Source organism: Janthinobacterium sp. P210005 (genome assembly GCF_036231865.1).
GTDB lineage: Bacteria > Pseudomonadota > Gammaproteobacteria > Burkholderiales > Burkholderiaceae_D > Janthinobacterium > Janthinobacterium kumbetense.
Genome location: NZ_JAZARC010000001.1, coordinates 20934 through 41146 on the forward strand (window position 1 = coordinate 20934; position 20213 = coordinate 41146).

Annotated in this window: 21 protein-coding genes; 13 read left to right on the top strand and 8 right to left on the bottom strand. The window is 63.8% G+C overall.

Going from position 1 to position 20213, the window contains the following annotated elements:
• The first annotated feature begins 124 nt into the window (after positions 1-124).
• Entirely contained in the window at positions 125-2047 is a 1923-nt protein-coding gene (locus VPH40_RS00070; RefSeq protein ID WP_328572290.1) for a methyl-accepting chemotaxis protein, read from the top strand.
• Between the two features lie 7 nt (positions 2048-2054).
• Here the strand turns inward: VPH40_RS00070 and VPH40_RS00075 are convergent, their stop codons facing one another.
• The gene (locus VPH40_RS00075) at positions 2055-2954 is read right to left on the bottom strand and encodes a LysR family transcriptional regulator (RefSeq protein ID WP_328572291.1); all 900 of its coding nucleotides are present in this window, start codon (positions 2952-2954) and stop codon (positions 2055-2057) included.
• Between the two features lie 109 nt (positions 2955-3063).
• On the opposite strand from VPH40_RS00075, the gene VPH40_RS00080 reads away from it, so the two are divergent.
• A complete protein-coding gene (locus tag VPH40_RS00080) occupies positions 3064-3996 on the top strand; it encodes a DMT family transporter (RefSeq protein ID WP_328572292.1) in 933 nt (310 codons plus the stop codon).
• Here VPH40_RS00080 and VPH40_RS00085 read toward each other — a convergent pair whose 3' ends face one another.
• The gene (locus VPH40_RS00085; protein ID WP_099668125.1) at positions 3997-4875 is read right to left on the bottom strand and encodes a serine hydrolase; all 879 of its coding nucleotides are present in this window, start codon (positions 4873-4875) and stop codon (positions 3997-3999) included.
• 416 nt (positions 4876-5291) lie between these two features.
• On the opposite strand from VPH40_RS00085, the gene VPH40_RS00090 reads away from it, so the two are divergent.
• Genes VPH40_RS00090 through VPH40_RS00100 form a run of 3 tightly spaced genes read left to right on the top strand, consistent with a single transcriptional unit; the run spans position 5292 to position 7750 of the window.
• Positions 5292-6533 carry a sensor histidine kinase gene (locus VPH40_RS00090; protein ID WP_328572293.1) on the top strand — a complete coding sequence of 414 codons (1242 nt, stop codon included), beginning with the start codon at positions 5292-5294 and terminating at the stop codon, positions 6531-6533.
• Positions 6530-7279, top strand: coding sequence for a LytR/AlgR family response regulator transcription factor (locus VPH40_RS00095; RefSeq protein ID WP_251349182.1), 750 nt, complete (start codon positions 6530-6532; stop codon positions 7277-7279). Before VPH40_RS00090 ends, VPH40_RS00095 begins: the two co-directional genes overlap by 4 nt.
• 42 nt (positions 7280-7321) lie before the next feature.
• Positions 7322-7750, top strand: a complete 429-nt coding sequence (locus VPH40_RS00100; RefSeq protein ID WP_305059971.1) for a DsrE family protein — start codon at positions 7322-7324, stop codon at positions 7748-7750.
• Between the two features lie 51 nt (positions 7751-7801).
• On the opposite strand, the gene VPH40_RS00105 is transcribed toward VPH40_RS00100, so the two are convergent.
• Positions 7802-8020 (bottom strand): TOBE domain-containing protein, encoded by a 219-nt coding sequence (locus VPH40_RS00105; RefSeq protein ID WP_034757699.1) that lies wholly within the window; start codon positions 8018-8020, stop codon positions 7802-7804.
• 175 nt (positions 8021-8195) lie between these two features.
• Between VPH40_RS00105 and VPH40_RS00110 the strand changes: the two genes are divergently transcribed.
• Positions 8196-8696 carry a hypothetical protein gene (locus VPH40_RS00110; RefSeq protein WP_328572294.1) on the top strand — a complete coding sequence of 167 codons (501 nt, stop codon included), beginning with the start codon at positions 8196-8198 and terminating at the stop codon, positions 8694-8696.
• Between the two features lie 62 nt (positions 8697-8758).
• Here the strand turns inward: VPH40_RS00110 and VPH40_RS00115 are convergent, their stop codons facing one another.
• Positions 8759-9814: a sulfate ABC transporter substrate-binding protein gene (locus VPH40_RS00115; RefSeq protein WP_099664405.1), complete on the bottom strand. Its 1056-nt coding sequence runs from the start codon at positions 9812-9814 to the stop codon at positions 8759-8761.
• Positions 9815-10276: 462 nt separating this feature from the next.
• Here VPH40_RS00115 and VPH40_RS00120 point away from each other — a divergent pair, with 462 nt between their 5' ends.
• The gene (locus tag VPH40_RS00120; RefSeq protein ID WP_099402317.1) at positions 10277-10807 is read left to right on the top strand and encodes a GNAT family N-acetyltransferase; all 531 of its coding nucleotides are present in this window, start codon (positions 10277-10279) and stop codon (positions 10805-10807) included.
• A gap of 66 nt (positions 10808-10873) precedes the next feature.
• On the opposite strand, the gene VPH40_RS00125 is transcribed toward VPH40_RS00120, so the two are convergent.
• Positions 10874-11686, bottom strand: a complete 813-nt coding sequence (locus VPH40_RS00125) for a class II glutamine amidotransferase (RefSeq protein WP_328572295.1) — start codon at positions 11684-11686, stop codon at positions 10874-10876.
• 234 nt (positions 11687-11920) lie between these two features.
• Here VPH40_RS00125 and VPH40_RS00130 point away from each other — a divergent pair, with 234 nt between their 5' ends.
• Both VPH40_RS00130 and VPH40_RS00135 read left to right on the top strand, forming a co-directional pair.
• Positions 11921-12754 (top strand): EAL domain-containing protein, encoded by an 834-nt coding sequence (locus VPH40_RS00130; RefSeq protein ID WP_289898379.1) that lies wholly within the window; start codon positions 11921-11923, stop codon positions 12752-12754.
• A gap of 125 nt (positions 12755-12879) precedes the next feature.
• A complete protein-coding gene (locus VPH40_RS00135; RefSeq protein ID WP_435526471.1) occupies positions 12880-13629 on the top strand; it encodes a YcbK family protein in 750 nt (249 codons plus the stop codon).
• A 25-nt stretch (positions 13630-13654) separates the two neighbouring features.
• Here the strand turns inward: VPH40_RS00135 and VPH40_RS00140 are convergent, their stop codons facing one another.
• Positions 13655-13858, bottom strand: coding sequence for a DUF3460 family protein (locus tag VPH40_RS00140; RefSeq protein ID WP_099664401.1), 204 nt, complete (start codon positions 13856-13858; stop codon positions 13655-13657).
• A 74-nt stretch (positions 13859-13932) separates the two neighbouring features.
• Between VPH40_RS00140 and VPH40_RS00145 the strand changes: the two genes are divergently transcribed.
• Positions 13933-14814, top strand: coding sequence for a LysR family transcriptional regulator (locus VPH40_RS00145; protein ID WP_099664400.1), 882 nt, complete (start codon positions 13933-13935; stop codon positions 14812-14814).
• On the opposite strand, the gene VPH40_RS00150 is transcribed toward VPH40_RS00145, so the two are convergent.
• A complete protein-coding gene (locus tag VPH40_RS00150; protein ID WP_099664399.1) occupies positions 14790-15257 on the bottom strand; it encodes a PACE efflux transporter in 468 nt (155 codons plus the stop codon). The two genes, VPH40_RS00145 and VPH40_RS00150, sit on opposite strands and share 25 nt — an antisense overlap.
• Before the next feature lie 182 nt (positions 15258-15439).
• On the opposite strand from VPH40_RS00150, the gene VPH40_RS00155 reads away from it, so the two are divergent.
• The 3 genes from VPH40_RS00155 to VPH40_RS00165 all read left to right on the top strand — a co-directional run bounded on the left by VPH40_RS00155 (position 15440) and on the right by VPH40_RS00165 (position 19169).
• Positions 15440-15895, top strand: coding sequence for a hypothetical protein (locus tag VPH40_RS00155; RefSeq protein WP_289915618.1), 456 nt, complete (start codon positions 15440-15442; stop codon positions 15893-15895).
• Positions 15896-16039: 144 nt separating this feature from the next.
• Positions 16040-16885, top strand: a complete 846-nt coding sequence (locus tag VPH40_RS00160) for a DUF5672 family protein (protein ID WP_251349177.1) — start codon at positions 16040-16042, stop codon at positions 16883-16885.
• Positions 16886-17003: 118 nt separating this feature from the next.
• The gene (locus VPH40_RS00165; protein WP_328572296.1) at positions 17004-19169 is read left to right on the top strand and encodes a putative bifunctional diguanylate cyclase/phosphodiesterase; all 2166 of its coding nucleotides are present in this window, start codon (positions 17004-17006) and stop codon (positions 19167-19169) included.
• On the opposite strand, the gene VPH40_RS00170 is transcribed toward VPH40_RS00165, so the two are convergent.
• Entirely contained in the window at positions 19166-20209 is a 1044-nt protein-coding gene (locus tag VPH40_RS00170) for a hypothetical protein (protein ID WP_251349175.1), read from the bottom strand. The genes VPH40_RS00165 and VPH40_RS00170 overlap by 4 nt on opposite strands.
• Between the last annotated feature and the right edge of the window lie 4 nt (positions 20210-20213).

Consider the following 20213-nt stretch of genomic DNA (forward strand, 5'->3'; position numbering starts at 1 on the left):
AATGAATGTTTATTATTCCGAATATTGGATAATATCGTTCCAATTTTTGTGTGAAAATGCAAAGGCAGGGTGGCAGGGCGAAAACGCTGTGTCATTCCATTAACATCAAAACCAGGAGTCCATCATGTTGTCTTCCCTTCGCACGCGGCTGGTACTCATTTGCGTGGCCATCGTCGTGCTGTCCATGCTGGCCTTGTCGGTCGCCAATTACGTCACCACGCGCAGCAGCATGCTGGCGTCGTCGGACCAGCAGATGCAGCAACTGCTGCAAAGCCAGTCGGCCGTGCTGGCGCAATGGGTCGATGGCAAGAAAAAGGTCATGGTGTCCATCGTCATGTCCGCCGAGACGCCCGATCCGCTGCGCGCCTTCCAGATCGCGGAAAAGGCCGGCGATTTTGCGGAAGTGTTCATCGGCTACGCGGACAAGCGCTCCGTGTTTACCCATCCGGGCCGCCCGGCCGATTTCGATCCCACGGCGCGCGCCTGGTACACGGACACCGTCAAGGCGGGCGTGCCGATGCTCACGCCGCCGTATGTGGACGCGGCCAGCCACAAGCTGGTGGTGTCGTTCACGGCACCCGTCGGGCCGAAAGAGGCGCCGAGCGGGGTGGCCGGCGCGGACGTGCTGCTCGATACGGTGATCGCCAACGTGGTGGCGATCAAGCCGACGCCGCACAGCTTTGCCTTCCTCGTCGACCAGAGCGGCACCATCATCGCCCATGCGAACAAGGACTTGAGCCTGCAGCCGCTGGCGAAACTCGATGCCGCGCTGTCGGCCGCGCAGGTCAATCGCCTGGAAAGCACGCGCACGAGCGATGCCGTGCGCTTGAACGAGCGTGACGGCAAGCTGTATGTCACGCGCGTGGCGGGCACCGACTGGCTGCTGGCCGTGGTGCTGGACCAGCAGGAAGCCATGCAAGCGTTGCAGACGATGCTGACGACGGCCACCGTCACGGCCGCGCTGCTGACGGGGCTGGCGGCGCTGCTGCTGTCGCTGCTGGTCTTTAAAATGCTCAAGCGCCTGGAACTGGTGCGCGATGCGCTCGACGATATCGCCTCGGGCGAAGGCGACCTGACGCGCCGCCTCGACGCTTCCGGCGTGGATGAACTGGCGCAGATCGCCGGCGCCTTCAACCGCTTCATCGACAAGATCGCCGCCGTGCTCGTGAAAATCCGCACGGCCAGCGAATCGGTGAAGGTGTCGTCCTCGGAAATCGCCGCCGGCAACCAGGACCTGTCGTCGCGCACGGAACAGCAAGCCAGTTCGCTGGAAGAGACGGCCGCCTCGATGGAAGAGCTGACCAGCACCGTGAAACAGAATGCGGACAATGCGCGCCAGGCCAACCAGATGGCGCAATCGGCGTCCGGCGTGGCCAGCAAGGGCGGGCAAGTGGTGGCGCAGGTGGTCGATACCATGGCCTCGATCAACGATTCGTCGAAGAAGATCGTCGACATCATCAGCGTCATCGACGGCATCGCCTTTCAGACGAATATCCTGGCCTTGAATGCGGCCGTGGAAGCGGCGCGCGCGGGCGAGCAGGGACGTGGCTTTGCCGTCGTGGCCACGGAAGTGCGCAGCCTGGCGCAACGCTCCGCCGGCGCGGCCAAGGAAATCAAGCTGCTGATCGACGATTCGGTGGGCAAGGTCGATTCGGGCGCGCGCCTGGTCGACGAGGCGGGAGCGACGATGCAGGAAATCGTCGACAGCGTGCGCCGCGTCACCGACATCATGGGCGAGATCACGGCCGCCAGCGCCGAGCAAAGCTCCGGCATCGAGCAGGTGAACCAGGCGATCGCGCAAATGGACCAGGTGACGCAGCAGAATGCGGCCCTGGTGGAAGAGGCGGCCGCCGCCGCGGAAAGCCTGCAAGACCAGGCCAGCACCCTGGCGCAGGTGGTGGGCGTGTTCAAGCTCGATGAGGGGCAGGCGCCGGCGCCTGTCAAACCGGTGGCGCGCCCACCTGTCGTGCAGCGCATCGCCAGCCGTCCTGTCGCCAAGGCGGCCGCCCGCAAGACGGAACAGTCCGAGGAGTGGGAGACTTTTTAAGTCGTGTTTAGACCCGCCGGGGCGCCAGGGTCGGCGCCATCTGCCTGGCCACCTCGAAAAAGGCGTTGGTGGCCGGCGTGTTCTGGCGCCGGTCGCGCACGGCCAGGCCCACCTTGCGGCTGACGGGCGGATTGAGCGGCAGGGCGACCAGCTCCGGATACTGCTCGCGCAGGCGCTGCGGCAGGGCCAGTTCGGCGACGATGGACAGGCCGTCGCCGCGGCTGACCATGTCGAGGATGGTGATCACCTGGCTGATGCGGTAGGGCACGTGCGGCTGCAAGCCCGCGTTGGCGAACAGCGGTTCGATCAGGCAGGCGCAGCCCGCCTCGGACATGATGAACGGCCCCTCGCACAGCTGCGCCAGGGTGATGGCGGTTTCGCCGGCCAGCGCATGGCTGCGCGGCACCAGCGCCATCATCTGGTCTTCCACCAGCGGCGCCGTGTCGAAACGCTCGTCGGGCAGCACGACGAAGCCGACATCGACCCTGCGCTCGCGTATCCACTGCACCACCTCATGGTCGGCGCCTTCGTCGATGCGCAGGTCGATGCCCGGATAGCGCAGGCGGAATTGCGCCGTGATGGCCGGCAGCAGATTCAAGGAAGACGTCGGGCCGAAGGAGCCGATGCGCAGGCTGCCCTGGCGCTGACCCAGCACGTCGGCCGCTTCCTGGCGCATGGCTTCCGACAGGCCGAGGATTTCGCGCGCGCGCACGAGTAGCTGGCGGCCCACGTCCGTCAGTTCGGCCGAGGCCTGGTGGCGCACGATCAGGTCCACGCCCATCTCCTTTTCCAGCGCCTTCAATGCATGCGAGACGGCCGACTGGCTGATGCCCAGCTGCGCGGCGGCGGCGGAAAAGCCGTGCAGTTCGGCCACCAGGGTAAAAATTTCCAGTTGCGTGAAGGTCATGGTGTGGTTTTGTTGAGTTATGAGTATTTACTCATTATTTCATGAGTTGATATTAGTATTAATATATACGCACACCACTCGCCGCACAAGCGGCTTTACAGGATATCCCATGTCTTCTTCCGCCGTACCCCAGGCTCCGCTGCTCGCCGTGCAGTCGCCGCTCGTCTACATCAAACTGATCTTCGTCGCCCTGTTCTGGGGCGGCACCTTTATCGCCGGGCGCGTGCTGGCGCAGCAGATGCCGCCCATGACGGCCGCCAGCGGCCGCTTCGGCGTGGCCGTGCTGTTGCTGCTCGTGCTGGCCTGGAAACTGGAAGGGGGCTTGCCCCGCCTGGACCGCAAGCAGCTGGCGACGACGGCGGCCCTGGGCTTGACGGGCATCTTTTTATATAACCTGTGCTTCCTGGCGGCCCTGTCGCGCATGCCGGCGGGACGCACGGCCCTGTTCGTAGCCCTGAATCCCATCGTCACGGCGCTGGCCTCGGCCATGCTGTTCCGCGAACGGCTCGGTTCCTTCAAGTGGCTCGGCATCATGCTGGCGTTTTGCGGCACGGCCATCGTCATCACGCGCGGCGATCTGGCCGGCGTGCTGCACGGGACGGGCGGCGGCATCGGCATGGGCGAAGTGTTCATGTTCTGCGGCATTTCCAGCTGGGCCGCCTACACCCTGATCGGCCGGGTCGCGCTGAAGGGCTTGTCTCCGATTGCCGCCACCACGTATGCATCGATGTGGGGCCTGGCCTTTTTGCTGGTGGGGGCGGCCGTGGAATTCCCGACCGTGCCGTGGCACAGCTTTGGCTGGCAAGTGTGGGCCGCCATCGGTTACCTGGGCGTGTTCGGCACGGTGATCGGCTTTGTCTGGTATTACGAAGGCGTGAAAGCGCTGGGCCCGTCGCGCACGGCCGTGTTCAACAACCTCGTGCCTGTGTTCGGCATCGTGCTGGCGGCGGGGTTGCTGGGCGAACCCGTGCTCGTCTCGATGCTGGTGGGCGGGGCGGTGACGATTGCCGGCGTGGTGATGACCAACCGGCAAGCGAAATAACTATTTTGCGCGGCGGCGTTTACCAGGCTTCGCCGGCGCCTTCTTGTGCCGGCTGACGGAAGCGCGCATCACCTTCGGTTCTTCGATGCCGTTCTCGGCCGCCAGCATGCGGCGGATGTTGACGGCGTCCATGGCGCGCACGGAATTGGCGCGCGCGTTGAGCAAAATCATGGTGGCGAACTTGCCGGCCGACTTGATGCGCATGATCAGGCAGCGGCCCGCTTCATTCGTGTAGCCCGTCTTCGACAGGCCGATATCCCAGCCCTTGGCGCCCACCAGGCGGTTCGTGTTGTGGTATTCCACGTCGCGGCCCTTGATCTGGATCACGTCCTTCGAATCGGTGGTGATACGGCTGATTTCCGGGTAATGCGAGGCGGCCACGGCCATCTTGACGAGGTCCGCCGCCGTCGACTGGTTGTTCGGCGACAAACCCGTCGGTTCCTCGATCACGGTCTGGCGCATGCCCAGGGCCTTGATCTTGGCGTTGACGGCCACGGCAAACGCCGTCGGGCCACCGGGGAAGGTGCGCGCCAGCGAGGCGGCGGCGCGGTTGTCGGACGACATCAGCGCCAGTTGCAGCACGTCGTGGCGGCTCAGGGTGGCGCCCACGGGCACGCGCGAGGTGCTGTGCTTCAAGGTGTCGACATCCTCGCGGTCGATGCTGATCTCTTCCTGCATATTCGCCTTGGAGTCGAGCACGACCATGGCCGTCATGAGTTTGGTCAGCGAGGCGATGGGCACCACCACGTTGGAATTTTTTTCAAGCAAGACTTTGCCTGTGCCGTCTTCGACCACCAGGATCGACTGGGAACCGAAGGGCACGGCGATGGCCGCTGTCGAAAGCGTCATCAGCACCGCGGCGAACATTTTTTTGAGCATGGGATTGTATGTGGGAAAGCAGTTTTGGGGCGCCATCGTGGGCGCTGCGCGCAAATCCGGAAGCGGGCCGCGCAGGGACGCGGCGTGTATCTCGGAGGCAATATTTGCCAAGCTTAAACAATACCATTAAAGATCAAGCGATGTCTACGGGATAAGGGCGCCACAGGCTGTGTAGCGGCCAATTTGGCAAATAAACGGGGCTATTCTTGCCGTAGTGAAAATTGTTGCGCGATTATTGATTTCGTCTTGGAAACTTCGTATTATTTCAGCAATATTGGCAGCCATGGTCCGGCAGGCGCCGCGCGCTTCGTCGTTGATGCCTGCCGCTTCGTGCTTCGTCGCCCCACGCTATGCCCTGCAACAGGGGCGCCGTAGACTGCGTTCATGCCTGATTGACACGACAAGGAGAACGCAGCATGTGGGAAAAATTTGCCGGATGGTATCGCTGTTACGACGATGAAACCCTCAGGGTGCTTGCGCATCCGGACACGGCGGCCCAGTTGCCGCCTGGCTGGCGGCGCTGGGTGGCGTTGCGGCTCATCACCCTGACGCCGATCGAGCGCCAGCAATTCCACGCCTTCATGCTCAAGTACCGGGGCGCCGGCTTTTACTTGGCGGCGGCCAGGCTGATGTTGCTGTTCAGCTGCATCGGCGTCGTGCTGCATTTGCTGCTGCCCGACAAGGTCGGCTGGGCCAAGGCTGTGGTGTTCAGCAATGTCCTGGGCCTGGCGATGGCCTGGGGCGTGCTGGGGGTCTGGTTCAATTACCGCAAGCTGGCGCAGCGCAAGCTCAAGGTACTGTTGCTGCTGCTGGTGCCGGCCCTGGCCGGTGTGGCGATCGGCGTGCTGCGCGCCATGCTGGAAGGTCATGCTTCCATCGGCGTGGCGCTCGAGCGGGGCGCGCGCGTGGGCGGCTGGGCCGCGCTGACGGCCGGGCTGGTGTATATGGTGCCGATGACTATCGTCGTGCTCTGGCGCAACCGCCAGTACGAGGCGCTGGCCCTGCAACTGCAGCAGGATGCCGAGCGCGACCGCCTGGCGCGCGAACTGAGCGAATCGCAGCTGCGCCTGCTGCGCGCGCAAATCGAACCGCATTTCCTGTTCAATACCCTGGGCGCCGTGCAGCAGCTGGCCGAGCAGGGCGCCCACGGGGCGGCGCAGGCGGCCGCGCTGACGGCCAACCTGATCGCCTTCCTGCGCGCCAGCCTGGCCGAGATGCGCGCCGACCAGGTGCCCCTGCAAACGGAATTCGACGTGGTGCAAGCCTATCTGCAAGTGATGCAGGTACGCCTGGGCGCGCGCCTGTCCTTCCGCCTCGACTTGCCGCCCGGCCTGGCGCAGATACAAGTGCCCAGCATGATCTTGCTGACCCTGGTGGAAAACGCCATCAAGCATGGCATCGAGCCATCGCTGCGGGGCGGCGAGATCGTCGTCTCGGCCGTGCTGGACGGGGACGGCGCCATGCGCTTGCGCGTGCAGGATAGCGGCGTGGGCCTGGGCGCCGCGAGTGCGCCCGGAGGCGGCCTGGGCCTGGAAAATGTGCGCCGCCGGCTGCAGCTGGCCGCGGCCGCTGCCTGCGTGCACGTGCAAAATGGCGAGGAAGCGGGCGTGCTCGCCGAAATCGTGTTGCCGATGGATTTGAAGGAAACCGCCGCATGAATGCCACCATCCTGATCGCCGAAGACGAACCCCTGATGCGCGAGCGCCTGCAAACGATGCTGGCGCTGGCCTGGCCCGAGGCGCGCATCGTGCTGGTGGCGGAAAACGGCAACGATGCCTGGGACGGTTTCCTCGAGCATGAGCCGGACGTGGTCTTCCTCGACATCCGCATGCCGGGCCTGTCGGGCCTGGAAGTGGCCGAGCGTATCGGCACGCGGGCGCACGTGGTATTTGTCACCGCGTATGACCAGTATGCCGTCGACGCCTTCGACGCGGGCGCCGTCGATTATCTGTTGAAACCCGTGCAGGCCGAGCGCTTGCAGCGGGCGCTGGCCCGGCTGCGCGACAAGCTGGGCGCCCAGCCGGCCGACATGGCTCATCTGCTGCAGTCGCTGCGCGCGGCGCTGCCGGCGCCGCCGCGCGAAAAACTGAAATGGATCAAGGCCAGCGTAGGCAAGCAGATCCGCCTGATCGACATCGACGACGTGCTGTTCTTCCAGGCCGACACCAAATACACACGCGTGGTGCTGGCCGGCTCGGAAGCGCTGGTGCGCACGCCGCTGAAGGATTTGCTGGGCGGGCTGGATCCCGCACAGTTCTGGCAAATCCACCGCGGCACCATGGTCAACGTGAAAGCCATCGAGGCGGCCGAACGCATCGACGCCGAGCGCATGCAGGTGCTGCTGCGCGGCAGCACGGAAAAGCTGCCCGTCAGCCGCACGTTTACCTATTTGTTCAGGGATTGATATGATGGCAATGTTTTTAATCTGCCACCATATGGACTTTTCATGACAATTCTACGCCGCTGGTTCGCCGCCATCCTTCTTTCCTTGCTCTCCTGTACTGCCGCCCACGGGGCGCAGAAGGAGGAAAAGGTCGTGTATCACGTTAATGACGCCAGCAATGCCACGGCTGCGCTGAGGAACATCCGCAACCACCTCGATGCCAGCCCGCAGGCGACCATCGTGCTGGTCGCCCACGGCCCCGGCATCGACTTCCTGCTCGACGGCGCCATCGACAAGCAGGGCACTCCGTATGACGTGGCGGTGCGCGAGCTGGTCAAGCGGGGAGTGAGTTTTCGCGTCTGCAATAACACCTTGCAAGGACGCAATATCGACCGCCAGCGCGTGCTGCCCGAAGCCGTCATCGTGCCGTCGGGCGTGGCCGAATTGAGCCGCCTGCAGGCGCAGGAAGGTTATGTGTATATCAAGCCCTGACGTACGCGCCGTTGCCAGATGGCAACGGCGCGGCGCATGGACAGGCGATGCTTACTGGATCTTGGCGATCGACACTTCCGTCGATTTCACCAGCGCGATGACTTCGCTGCCCACTTTCAGGTCCAGGTCCTTGATTGAGCGCGAGGTGATCACCGACGTGACGATGCCGTGCGGCGTTTCCACGTCCACTTCCGACACCACGGGGCCAAAGATGATTTCCTTGATCTTGCCGCGAAACTGGTTGCGTACATTCACTTCCGAGATAGCCATGATATTTCCTTTGTACCCGTAATACGCCGTGCGGCGCGACATGGCCAGAGTACGGCGCGCGCGCGCTTTTGACCACGAATCGATGCGCATATCGATATGCGGAAATGGTGCGCGGATGCCGCCGCAAGCATATTATTCGCCTATACTCGTCCGTCTATCCACGCGGAGGTTTGCCATGCGTCCATGCTTGCTGTCGTTCCTGTTATTGCCCCTGCTGTTGCCCACCTCTGCCGCAGTGGCGCAACCGGTCGCTGCCCTGCAGCCGATGGCTTTCCTGGCCGGGCATTGCTGGAAGGGAGAGTTTCCTGGTGGTAAGCAGACGGATGAGCACTGTTTCCAGTGGCTGTATGGCGGCCGGATGCTGCGCGACGTGCACACGGTGCGCAGTCCCGGCAAGCCCGACTACGTGGGCGAAACCACGTATTACCACGACGCCGCCGAAGGCAAGGTGGCCTTTCTGTATGTGGAAAACAGCGGCGGCTACAGCCGCGGCACGATGCTGCCGGCGGACGGCGGCCTCGATTTTCCTGCCACGCAATACGTGGGCGCCAGCGGCAAGGCGCTGACGTACCGCGTGCGCTGGACGCCGTCGGGCGATGCCTACGAGGCGGCCAGCGAGATGCTGGTGGACGGGCGCTGGCTGCCGCAATTCAAGCTGCTGCTGAAAAAGCAGTGACGCGGCGGCGGCAATAAAAAAACCGGGACTCGTCCCGGTTTTTTTATTGATGTGGCGCAAGCTTACTTCTGATAAATCTTGTCGAACTCGCCGCCATCGTCAAAATGTTTCTTTTGCGCTTGTTTCCAGCCGCCAAAGACGTCATCGATGGTGAACAGGGTGATCGGCTTGAAGCTGGCTGCGTATTTCTTCGCCACTGCCGCCGAACGGGGGCGCAGATAGTGCTTGGCGACCAGTTCCTGGCCTGGCTCCGAGTACAGGTATTGCAGGTAAGCCGTGGCTTCCTTGCGGATGCCGCGACGGTCGACGACCTTGTCGACCACGGCCACCGGCGACTCGGCCAGGATGGAGATGCTTGGATACACGACTTCGAAGTTGTCGCCGAATTCGGCGCGCACCAATTGCACTTCGTTTTCAAACGTCACCAGCACGTCGCCGATTTCACGCTGCGTGAAGGTGGTGGTGGCGCCGCGGCCGCCGCCGTCGAGCACGGGCACGTTCTTGAACAGTTTGGTAACGAGCTCGCGCGCCTGCGCTTCGCTGCCGCCTTTTTTCACGGCATAGCCCCACGCCGCCAAATAGGTGTAGCGGCCATTGCCCGAGGTTTTCGGGTTCGGCACGATGACCTTGATGCCGGGCTTGGCCAGGTCGTCCCAATCCTTGATGTGTTTCGGGTTGCCTTTGCGCACCAGGTACACCATGGTCGAGTAGAACGGCGCCGCATTGTTCGGGAATTTCTTTGCCCAGTCGGCCACCACCAGGCCGCGGTCGACGAGAATGTCGATGTCATTGGCCTGGTTCATGGTCACGACGGATGCTTCCAGGCCATCGGCGACGGAGCGCGCCTGTTTGCTGGAGCCGCCGTGCGATTGCTTGATGGTGATGGTTTCGCCCGTTTTGGCTTTCCAATCTGCAATAAATGCGGGATTCACGTCCTTGAACAGTTCGCGCATCACGTCGTAGGACGCGTTCAGCAAGACCACCGGTTCGGCGGCGCTGGCGGCCATCGGCAGGCTCATGGCGGCAGCGGAAGCGGCCAGGGCGCTGGCCAGGAACCAGCGGCGCGAGCGTTGGGTGAGCGTTGCTGCGGCAGTCGATACGGCGTTGGAATGGGTCATGTTGAACTCTTGTTGTGAGAATAGATAGACATAGTCTAAAATTCCGGCCGGAAAAGAAACGAATTTTTCGTAATATGCTTAGAGCCTATCCCAGCAGATGAATACATCCCCTGCTGGCGCCCCTCAGAAGCGGGGACTGCGTTGCTCGTCGTCGCGTGGCTCGCCACGCGTCCTCCTCACGCCTTGTCCGCGCTCCTGATGCGCTGCCAGCAGAAGACGCTCCCTGCGGGGATAGGCTCTTAGATTCGATTCCCGTTTGCGCTAAAAAACATATATCGATTTCTGGAAACATTCGTGGGCAAGATGCGCATCAGCACTTAGTCTGCACGCATGGCGCCATAGGCAAAACCGGTCCGTGGCGTGCGGCAAAAAACCCGAAAGCGCCGCTTGGTGTATAGTCGAATCGCACGATACAGGGGTAAAACCGCCTGCATCGGCAACTGGAATATTTTGTGAGCGTACATGAGTCTTGAAATTCGTATTGCAACATCGACCGACGCTTTCGAGGCGTGCAACGTATTACGACGCTCCATCGTCGAATGCTGCAGCCTCGATCATCGGGACGATCCGGCCATCCTGGAAGCCTGGCTGGGTAATAAAACACCGCAGATGGTGGCGTGCTGGTTCGCGTCGCCCACCAATTTTTCGCTGGTCGCAGTCGAGGCGGGCGCCGTCGTCGGCGTCGGCTTGCTGACGCGCGCCGGCAAGCTGGCCCTGTGCTACCTGCTGCCCGAGGCGCAAGGCCGCGGCGCCGGCAAGGCGCTGGTGGAGCAGCTGGAAGCGCAGGCGCGCGAGTGGGGCATCAAGGCCCTGCAACTGCACAGCACGGCCAGCAGCCAGGCCTTTTTCGTCAAGCAAGGGTATGTCGAGGCGGGCAATGTGCGCTCGCCGTATGGCGTGGAAACGATTTTTTGCTGGAAACAGATTGACCCCGCAGGCATCGCCAGCGGCGACCCCAAGCGCAAGCGCTTTTGCAACTGCAATTCGGCCTGACGCCGGTCTTGCACCTCAGCCCGCCCATCCGGCGGCGGGCCATTTCCTCCCTTTGAATATTTCCCTTCAGTAACTGATCTGGATATACACGCCTTGTTGCGCGCTATCGTTTGCCGGCAGCAAGGTGCCGCAGGCAAACAGTTTCAGTTCGCCGGGCGCGAACGCCAGCCAATCCTCGTTTTGCGTCAATGGATGCGTGGCGATGACGGCGATGCGGTCGTCCAGGTGATTATGCTGGCGAAAGTCGATGCTGCGCTCGCAGTCGATCAGTTGCGCCACGGAAAACGGGTATTCGCGGATCACATAGTGCAAATGCGTGGAACAGTGGGCAAACAGCAGTTCGCCGTCCGACAGGATGAAATTGAAGGTGCCGTGCGCGGCAATCTCGCGCGCCACTTCGCCGATGGCGGCGCGCAAGTCGGCGCGCGCTGGTTCGCCCAGGGGAAACTGCGTGCGCAAGCGGGCCAGCAAGTGGCAAAACGCCTGTTCGCTGTCCGTGTCGCCGCTGGCGTGGTAGTGCGCATTGGCGGGTGCGCGCCACGTTTTCAAGTCGCCATTGTGGGCGAAGGACCAGGTCTTGCCCCACAGGTCGCGGGCGAACGGGTGCGTGTTTTCCGGCGCGATGCGGCCTTGCGTGGCCTTGCGGATGTGCGCGACGATGTTTTTCGCTTTCACGGGATGCTGCTGCACCCGGGCCGCCAGCGGCGAATCGATGGCCGCCAGGTGATCCGTCAGCAAGGTGCAGCCGCTACTGGAATGATAGGCGATGCCCCAGCCGTCGCGGTGCTCGTCCGTGCGTCCGCCCCGTTCGGCAAAGCCGGCAAAGGAAAATCCCAGCGCCGCTGGCTTGCTGCTGTTCATTGCGAGTAACTGGCACATGGCGGCCCTTCCTGATGGTATCGGTACACGCCCACAGTAAAGGCCGGGACAGGCCGCCGGAACGAATGTTTCCGACTATCGTTATGCGCTGTCCGTTGTTGCGGCCATATATGCTGGACGCATATCAAATGGCGAAACCATTCGTTCTCCTTTGGTTGGCGCTGCCTTACTCTGCACACTTTGGCGCCGCCTTCCCCATCAGGGCAGCTGGCGCAGCCCGATGAAGGAGCACGTATGCCATTTCCCGTCCTGAAAAACTACCTGGCCCGTTTGTCGCACCAAACCCAGGCCGGCACCAGCGTCTGGCTCGACGGGGAGGGCAGGGCGCTGGGGCGCTTTTTCAATTGCACCATGACCAGCGCCTTCCAGCCGCTGCGCGAACTCGAAAGCGGCAAGCTGGTGGCGTTCGAGGGCCTGGCGCGCAGCGTGTCGAAGGCGGACGAGGGTTTGTCGCTGTGGCGTTTGCTCGACCATGCGGCCAGCGACGATGAATCCGTGGAGCTGGACCGGCTGTGCCGCATGTTGCACGCCATTAATTTTTTCCGGCAGGCGGAAGCGGAGCAGGCCGACCTGTACCTGAACGTGCATGACCGCCTGTTGAGCGCCGTCAGCAGCAATCACGGCCACGCCTTCCAGCGCATCCTCGACGCGCTGGGCTTGCCCATCGAGCGCATCGTGCTGCAGTTGCCGACGGTCACGCCAAACCAGGGCTGGCTGCTCAACTATGTGGCCGACAATTACCGGCGCAATGGTTTCCGCCTGGCCATCAACGTGGCCAGCGTGCATGAGGCCACGGGCATGCTGGAGCGCTTGCACCCGCATGCGTTCAAGCTCGACGCGGGAAACCTCAGCGACGAGCAGGCCGTCGCCAGCTTCGTCACCCTGTGCCATGCGGCGAAAATCCGTGTCGTCTTCAAGCGCCTCGACACGCCGGCCGCGCTGGCTGCGCTGCAGCGCGTCGCCGCCATCACGGGCTTGCCCATCGTGGCCCAGGGTTATCTGCTCGACAAGCCATTGACGGCGCTGGCGCAGGCAAAGCAGGACGCGGCCGCCGGCGCCGCCGCGTGAGCGGTTTCCCGCTTAAGCCAGCTCAGCGGAAAATACGTGAGAAACAGGCAGAGACGATAGAAAATGAGGGTTTTTCTTCGCAGCACAATACGCTATAGTATTCCCATCGTTATATTGGACTGACTATGGCATCGCGCAGAAATTTTCTACACCACGGTATGGGCCTGGCCGCGTTGGGCCTGGTTGCCACTCCTCTCATCGGCTGCGCCTCGCGCACGGCCGCTCCCGCCTCCGCTTCGGCCAGCGCCAAGCCGCGCGCGCCGCGTACGGGCGTGCCGCCCCAGCCGACGCAACTGGCCAGCATCGACCGCTCGATCACCTCGCAGCAGCGCCCGGCCATCACCGAGATGGAACCGCCTCCCGACATCTTCGACGCGCAGGCGCTGGACCTGGAATTCTGGCTCAAGCCCCGCACCCTGGAAGTGGTGCGTCCGGCCAGCAATGAAAAAGCCAGGTTGCTGTACTGGAAAGATGGCGAAGTCATCGATTCCGCCTACCAGGAACTGTGCCACTTGCTGCGCGACGTGAACGGCAAGAAGACGGCGCCCATCGACCCGAAACTGCTGGAAACCCTGTGGGGCACGCAGGCGTTCGTGGCCCGCTACGGCATCGAACAGCCGCTGGAAATCTTGTCGGGCTACCGCACGGCCGAGTCGAACAGCCGCCTGCGCGAAGCGGGCGTGCCGGCCGCGCGCCAGTCGCTGCACATCTCGGGCCGCGCCGCCGACATCCGCGTGGCGAATTTGAACGCGGAAGTGCTCGGTTCGCTCGTGCGCAGCTTCAAGCAGGGCGGCGTGGGCTTCTATTACCGCTCCGGCCCCCGTGGCGGCTGGATCCATGCGGATACGGGCCTGCAGCGCACCTGGAAGGGTTAAGCGTTAGCACTGAGCGCTAGTCACGCTAGTCATAGTGATACGGCGGTTCCGGCACGCTGTCGTTGCCGGCGCGCCGCCATGCGTCGAAATTCACGGGGCGTTCCCAGTAAATGCGCCAGCCCAGGCGCTGGCTCGCTTGCGCCTCGGGATGCTCGCGCAGATAGCCGTCGATGAAGCGCGTGAATTCCGAGACATAGCCGCCGCGGCGGTAGGGAAGTGGACGAGTCATGGCTCCTCCTGCTGTTGACATTTCTTTCATTCTATCGCCAGCGGCGGAAAAGCGCCGCCCGTTTCCAGCTTCCCATGAAACTCTCCAGCCATAACATCGAACTGTTCCTGGCCGTCGTCGACGGCGGCTCGTTCTCGGCCGCCGCGCGCGCCTTGCGGCGGGCGCCGTCGGCCGTCAGCATGGCGATGGCCAATATCGAGGCGGAACTGGGCATCACCCTGTTCGACCGGGGCGCGCGCGAAGCCGTGCCCACGCCGGCCGCGCTGGCCCTGCTTCCCCACGCGCGCCTCATCGCCGAGCAGTTGAAACAGTTGCACCTGCACGTGCAGGAATTGTCGCAGGGACTGGAAAGCCGCATTTCGCTGGGCATCGCGGCCGAGCTTGACCATACGCCTTTCCTGGCCGCCGTGCGCGCGCTGTCGCAGCGCCATCCGCTGCTCGACATCGAAGTGCTGACGGCGCCGCAGGACGATGTGCTCGACATGCTGCACCGGGGCCGCATCAGCGCCTGCATGGCTTTCGCAGGCGGGCGCATCAATCACGAAGAACAGTTCCAGCTGGTGGGCAGCGATGCCTTGCTGGCGATTATTTCCACCCAGCATCCGCCCAGCGCGGCGGGTCAGCCCTTGTATATCGAGGAATTGGTGAATTTGCGCCAGATCATCGTCGCCAGCCGCGAACTCGACCTGGCCGATGCGCGCCCCGTAGTGGGGCTGTCCTATTGGCGCACGGACAGCTTGCCGATGGCGCTGGCCATGGTGGAAGCGGGCTTGGGATGGGGCAACTTTGCCGCCTCGGCCATCCAGCATTCTCTGGCGGCGGGGCGGGTGCGTTGCGTAGCGTTCAAGAATACGGGCAATGGCCTGGTCGTGCCCATCCACCTGGTGTGGATGAAGGACCGGCCGCTGGGCATGGCGGCGCGGTCCTTTCTTCAGTTGCTCAGCGAAGCAGCTTGAACGTCAGTGGCTTCTTCCTTCGGCTGCTGCGCCGACAGGGGCACGCCGAACAGGCCGTCGAAGAAGTAATTGAAAATGAAGCTGTAGCACGGGATGATCAGCATCAGCGCGAAGTCCAGCACGAACGCTTGCCACAAGCTGATATCGAGCCACCAGGCGATCAGCGGGATCAGGTAGATGACCAGGGTGATCTGGAAGCCGATCGCGTGCAGGATGCGGCGCCAGACGGTGCGCGTGCGCGACACCTGGCGGATTTCCCAGTATTCGAAGGCCGTGTTGTAGAGCAGATTCCAGATCACGGCGATGGTGGTGATCATGATCGCCAGCGGCCCCGTGCTGGTGGGCGACTCGCCCGAAAGCAGGGTCAGCCAGGCCGTGGAAATGGCCATGCCGATGATTTCAAAGGCGGTGACGTAGACGATTTTGCGTTTGATGCCTTGCATGTAAAGCCTGTAAAGAAGAGATGGCGCATATTTTAAGTCAGGTGTTCTGATGTTTGAAGTCGATAGCTGTCAGTTTTTCTGATGGATTCGTTGTGGGAATACCGTGCGTGGCGCGAACGGTGGATAATGGCGGCTGGCAGGCAACCGGTCCCGCCGCATCACCGCAGAAAAGGTCAACGAGCATGCAAGGCGCAGCAGACAGCAACATCCCCGATACCCCCGCCGATACCCCCGCCGGCGCGGACGAACGTCCCCGTTTCCGTCCCCGTCCGTGGGAGCACCTGGAAACGCCGTACGACGTGGAAGTGTGGATCGAAGAACATAACCGCAGCATGCAGGACAATATCCGCGCCACGGAAACGGGCGTGGGCATCTGCTTTACCCTGGCCGAAGGGGGCGATATCTATATGCAGACGAGCGCCGACGGCGCCGTCGTGCTCGACGTGACGCCGGACGCGGCCTGGGTCTCTCCCCTGATCAGCGCAGCCACGGGTTGCGAGACGCCGGATGGGGCGCTGTGGATCTTGCCTGACGATAAGTTGATCCAGCTGATCGTGGGGCTGTCGAGCCTGGTGGCCAGCACCTTGCTGGTGGTGGGCCATGATTTCGGCTTGCGCCGGCGCGGCATGGGCCGCTGAGCCGCTCGCGCGCCGCCCGGGCCGGGCGGCCATGCTCCATGCCACTTGTCCCGCTCCCGTTTGCGCTGTATCATGCGGGCGTTGCAAAATATGCCATGCCCGCGCCTGGCATGCCTTCCGCCTACATTCGATGAAAAGCCTGTAATGCATAAAGACAAGCTGGACCTCCGCGACATCAGCCTGGTGTGCGTGGAAACGCGTTATCCCGAGCTGGCCAGTTTTGCCATCGAGCGCTGCCTGGCCGGCGCCGATTTCAAGGAATGCCTGCTGTTCACTTCCCGCCTGCATGACTTGCCCCCGCATATACGCCAGGTGCTGATCGCCCCCATCGAGAGCGTGGAAGCGTATTCGGCATTCATGGTGCATGAGCTCGGCGCCCATTTCAGCGGCACGCATGCGCTCGTCATGCAGTGGGACAGTTTCATCGTTGATGCGCGTCAATGGCAGAGCGCTTTCCTCGACTGCGATTATATCGGCGCACCGTGGTCGCATCGCCCGGTGGCCGTCGGCAATGGCGGCTTCTCGCTGCGTTCGCGGCGCCTGTATGACATCTTGCCGCAGCTGGCCATTACGCAACCCCATCCTGAGGACTATGCGATCTGCGAATTGCATGGCGACCGGCTGCGCGAGGAGTTCGGCGTGCGGTTCGCCGATGCGGGCCTGGCTTCCAGCTTTGCCTTCGAAGGCATCATGCCGGCCGGCCCCACGTTCGGTTTCCATGGTTTTTTCAACTTTGGCGAAGTGCTGGACGACACGGAACTGACCGATTACCTGCGCAAGTGCGACGATGCCATAATGCATGCGCCAACCGCGCGCGGGCTGATCAAGCAGCTGTACCGCTCCGGCCGCTACCGGATGGCGGCCCGGATATTGCGCCGGCGCATCAATGGCGGCGCGGCGCTATTCGGCGATGCCTGCCTGCTTGCCCTGCGTACAGGCATGCACGCGCTCACGCACGCCCGCTCGCGCCCAGCGTCGCCGCGCGCCTAGCCGTCTGGGCGGCTGCCGCGCCGGCTGCCGCCATGCATCGCTCGACACTGAGCCTTGCGCATGCTAGTCTCGGGACAGCATCCGCCTGATCGCCTGGGCGGTGGTGCAAAGGATAGCCATGGACAATACACCGCATGCGGTTTCAGCTCCTGATTCCTCCCTGCATGGCCAGGACCCCGTGCCGTGGCCGGCCACTCCCTTGCTTGACGATGGCGTCTTCAGCCCGGAACGGGTGAAGGCCGAGCGCGAGCAAGCCTATTTCAACGATTTATACCTGCTGGCGCCCGTCGCCTATTTCGTGCTCGGTCTCGATGGCGTGATCGTGCAAGTCAACCTGGTGGCGGCCGAATTGTTCGGCCTGGTGCGCGAGCGCCTTGGCCACGTGCTGTTCCGTTCGTATGTGCACGAGGCGTTCCGCCACGATTTCGAGCAATTCGTGCAGCGCGTGCTCAATAGCAGCGAGCCCGAGCGCATCCAGCTGCAGGTGCGGCGGCGTCCCGGCGCGCGCGAGGCCGGCTTGCCCGTCAGCCTGCTGGGCAGCGCCGATCCGAACGGCCAGGCGCTGTGCCTGGTGCTGGAGCAGGCCGAAGGCAAGCTGGCCGCGCTGGAACGCAGCGAAGAGCGTTTCCGGCGCATCGTGCACAGCGCCGAGGAGGGCATCTGGGAAATCGATGCGCAGGCGCTGACCAGCTTTGTCAATCCGAAGATGGCGCAGATGCTCGGTTGCCAGATCGAGGATATGCTGGGCCAGCCGCTGGCCGCCTTCATGGATGACGAGGGGCGCGCCATCCTGGAGCGTAACATTGCGCGGCGCCAGGATGGCATCGTCGAGCGCCACGAATTCAAGTTCCTGCGGCGTGACGGCAGCACCTTGTGGGCCACCCTGGCCACCAATCCCATCTTCGACTCCGGCGGCGCCTACCTGGGGGCGCTGGCGCTGGTCAGCGATATCACGGTGCAGCGCACGGCGTCCGAGCGCCTCTGGCGGCAAGCCAATTTCGACCCCTTGACGGGCTTGCCGAACCGCCACCTGTTGCTCGACCGCTTGCAGCACGAGGTGCGCCACGCCAGCCGCGAAGGCGGTTGCCTGGCCTTGCTGTTCATCGACCTCGACTATTTCAAGCTGGTGAATGACCGCCTGGGCCAGGAGAAGGGCGACATGCTGCTGCGCCAGGCGGCGCTGCGCATCTGCGAGCGGGTGCGCGCCAGCGATACGGTCGCGCGCCTGGGCGGCGACGAGTTCGCCGTCATCCTGGCCGGCGTGCGGCAGCTGGGCGGCATCGAGCGCGTGCTGCAGGAGCTGACGACGGCGCTGGCCCTGCCTTTCGTGCTCGACGGCGACACGGCGCACGTGTCGGCCAGCGTGGGCGTGGCGCTGTATCCGGCCGACGCGGAGTCCACGGACAGCTTGCTGCGGCATGCCGACCAGGCCATGTATGCGGCCAAGAGCGCAGGGCGCAACGGCTACAGCTACTTCACGCCGGCCTTGCAGCAGGCGGCCGACCTGCGCCGCGCGACGGTGCGCGAGATGCGCCTGGCGCTGGCGCAGGACCAGTTCGAAGTGCATTACCAGCCCATCATCCGCCTGTGCGATGGCAGCATCGAGCGGGCAGAGGCGCTGCTGCGCTGGCGCCATCCGCTGCGCGGCTTGCTGCTGCCCGCCGATTTCATCGCCTTCGCCGAGGCCAACGGCCTGATCATCGATATCGGCGAGTGGGTCTTCCGCCAGGTCGTAAGCCAGGCGCGGCAGTGGCAAGCGGCGCATGGCGCCGTGTTTCAGATCTGTATCAACAAGTCGGCCGTGGAATTTCGCTGCGATGCCGCGCTCTACCAGGACTGGGGCAACGCGCTGGCGCGGGCGGGCCTGGCGCCGGGCGCCATCGTCATCGAGGCAACAGAAGCGGTGCTGCTCGACGAGACGCGCCCGGTGGCCGACCGTCTGCGCCAGTTCCGCGCCATGGGCCTGGCGCTGGCGCTCGACGACTTTGGCGCCGGCAACACTTCGCTGGCTTGCCTGAAGCGGGGCGATCTCGAGGTACTCAAGCTCGACCCTTCGCTGGTACGGGAACTGGGGGCGGGAGGCGCGGCGCCGGCCGTCTGCGCGGCCATCATCAGCCTGGCGCAGGGGCTGGGCCTGAAAGTGGTGGCGGAAGGGGTAGAAACGGCCGCGCAGCGTGAGTTGCTGCGGGCCGCCGGTTGCGATTATGCGCAGGGTTATGTATTTTCAGGCGCGGTGCCTGTGGAGCAGCTGAGTGCAATGCTGGCCGCGGGCCGGCGCTTCTAATCCAGGCCCAGCAGCGCGACGACGCGTTCGCGGCTGATGCCGACCAGCGCGGAGCTGATCGCCAGCAGCGATTCATAGCCGGGCTGGCGGGCTTTTTCCATGAAGTTTTCCGCCAAGGTATCCATGCTGACATGCACTTGCACCGGTTGCGCGCGGGCCACCCGTCCCGTCGCTTGCGCCAGGGCCAGGCTGACGGAGCTGCGCGCCGCCTGCAACTGGGCCAGCGCCTGCACCACTTGCTGCAAGGTGGCGCGCAGGGCTTCCGTGTCGCCGGTATTCCATTCTTCCGGGGCGATGGCGGCAGGTTCTGCATCCGTGCGCACGCGGCTCATCTGGCCGGTCGGGTAGCGGATGCCGCTGCCGCGCACGGACAGGCTGTCGCGCACGTTGGCCCAGGCCGCTTCCGAGGTGCTGAACACCAGTTCGCCGTTCTCGCCCAGCTTGACGCCGATGCCGGACGGCATCAGTGCGCGGTCGAAGCGGGAAACGATTTCGCTCTGGCTCAAGCCAGGTTCGATGTTGACCGAGCGCAAGGCCTGGTTCGCGCCGCCGACGGAAAAGGCCAGCACTTCCTGCGGGCCTTCCTGCAGGCTGGCCATGGTCAGGCCGCGGATGCTGAAGTTCTGTTGCGCCGCCTGCGGGCTCGTATAGCTGAGCTGTGCGTCGAGCGTGCCGCCCGAGGCGCTGGCGCGCTGGCGCCAGGTATTGCTGAACTGGCGTACCCTGGCCTCGACTTGTCCTTCGCGGCCCTGGCGCGCGGCCAGCTTGGCCGCCAGTTCGCTCTTCAGCGCTTGCAACTGGCTGCTGCTGCGGTCCAGGTAGTCGAGGGTTTGTTGCGCGTTAGAAATTTCTCCCTGCAGCTGGTGATCCCAGTTGCTCAGGCCACGCTGCAGGCTCGCCGTCGAACTCCTCGCCGCCGGCGCCTCGCTGCGCGCGCTGGCGCCGCTTTTGACCGCGGCGGACGCGTCATCGACGACGCGGGCTGTGCCGGCGCCTTTGGCATTGACGCCGGACGAGGAGGAAGTCTGAACGATTTGCATGATG

Bases quoted from the DNA above. Each gene is read 5' to 3' on its own strand.
- VPH40_RS00070 (WP_328572290.1), top strand. From the start codon at position 125: ATGTTGTCTTCCCTTCGCACGCGGCTGGTACTCATTTGCGTGGCCATC.
- VPH40_RS00075 (WP_328572291.1), bottom strand. From the start codon at position 2,954: ATGACCTTCACGCAACTGGAAATTTTTACCCTGGTGGCCGAACTGCAC.
- VPH40_RS00080 (WP_328572292.1), top strand. From the start codon at position 3,064: ATGTCTTCTTCCGCCGTACCCCAGGCTCCGCTGCTCGCCGTGCAGTCG.
- VPH40_RS00085 (WP_099668125.1), bottom strand. From the start codon at position 4,875: ATGCTCAAAAAAATGTTCGCCGCGGTGCTGATGACGCTTTCGACAGCG.
- VPH40_RS00090 (WP_328572293.1), top strand. From the start codon at position 5,292: ATGTGGGAAAAATTTGCCGGATGGTATCGCTGTTACGACGATGAAACC.
- VPH40_RS00095 (WP_251349182.1), top strand. From the start codon at position 6,530: ATGAATGCCACCATCCTGATCGCCGAAGACGAACCCCTGATGCGCGAG.
- VPH40_RS00100 (WP_305059971.1), top strand. From the start codon at position 7,322: ATGACAATTCTACGCCGCTGGTTCGCCGCCATCCTTCTTTCCTTGCTC.
- VPH40_RS00105 (WP_034757699.1), bottom strand. From the start codon at position 8,020: ATGGCTATCTCGGAAGTGAATGTACGCAACCAGTTTCGCGGCAAGATC.
- VPH40_RS00110 (WP_328572294.1), top strand. From the start codon at position 8,196: ATGCGTCCATGCTTGCTGTCGTTCCTGTTATTGCCCCTGCTGTTGCCC.
- VPH40_RS00115 (WP_099664405.1), bottom strand. From the start codon at position 9,814: ATGACCCATTCCAACGCCGTATCGACTGCCGCAGCAACGCTCACCCAA.
- VPH40_RS00120 (WP_099402317.1), top strand. From the start codon at position 10,277: ATGAGTCTTGAAATTCGTATTGCAACATCGACCGACGCTTTCGAGGCG.
- VPH40_RS00125 (WP_328572295.1), bottom strand. From the start codon at position 11,686: ATGTGCCAGTTACTCGCAATGAACAGCAGCAAGCCAGCGGCGCTGGGA.
- VPH40_RS00130 (WP_289898379.1), top strand. From the start codon at position 11,921: ATGCCATTTCCCGTCCTGAAAAACTACCTGGCCCGTTTGTCGCACCAA.
- VPH40_RS00135 (WP_435526471.1), top strand. From the start codon at position 12,880: ATGGCATCGCGCAGAAATTTTCTACACCACGGTATGGGCCTGGCCGCG.
- VPH40_RS00140 (WP_099664401.1), bottom strand. From the start codon at position 13,858: ATGACTCGTCCACTTCCCTACCGCCGCGGCGGCTATGTCTCGGAATTC.
- VPH40_RS00145 (WP_099664400.1), top strand. From the start codon at position 13,933: ATGAAACTCTCCAGCCATAACATCGAACTGTTCCTGGCCGTCGTCGAC.
- VPH40_RS00150 (WP_099664399.1), bottom strand. From the start codon at position 15,257: ATGCAAGGCATCAAACGCAAAATCGTCTACGTCACCGCCTTTGAAATC.
- VPH40_RS00155 (WP_289915618.1), top strand. From the start codon at position 15,440: ATGCAAGGCGCAGCAGACAGCAACATCCCCGATACCCCCGCCGATACC.
- VPH40_RS00160 (WP_251349177.1), top strand. From the start codon at position 16,040: ATGCATAAAGACAAGCTGGACCTCCGCGACATCAGCCTGGTGTGCGTG.
- VPH40_RS00165 (WP_328572296.1), top strand. From the start codon at position 17,004: ATGGACAATACACCGCATGCGGTTTCAGCTCCTGATTCCTCCCTGCAT.
- VPH40_RS00170 (WP_251349175.1), bottom strand. From the start codon at position 20,209: ATGCAAATCGTTCAGACTTCCTCCTCGTCCGGCGTCAATGCCAAAGGC.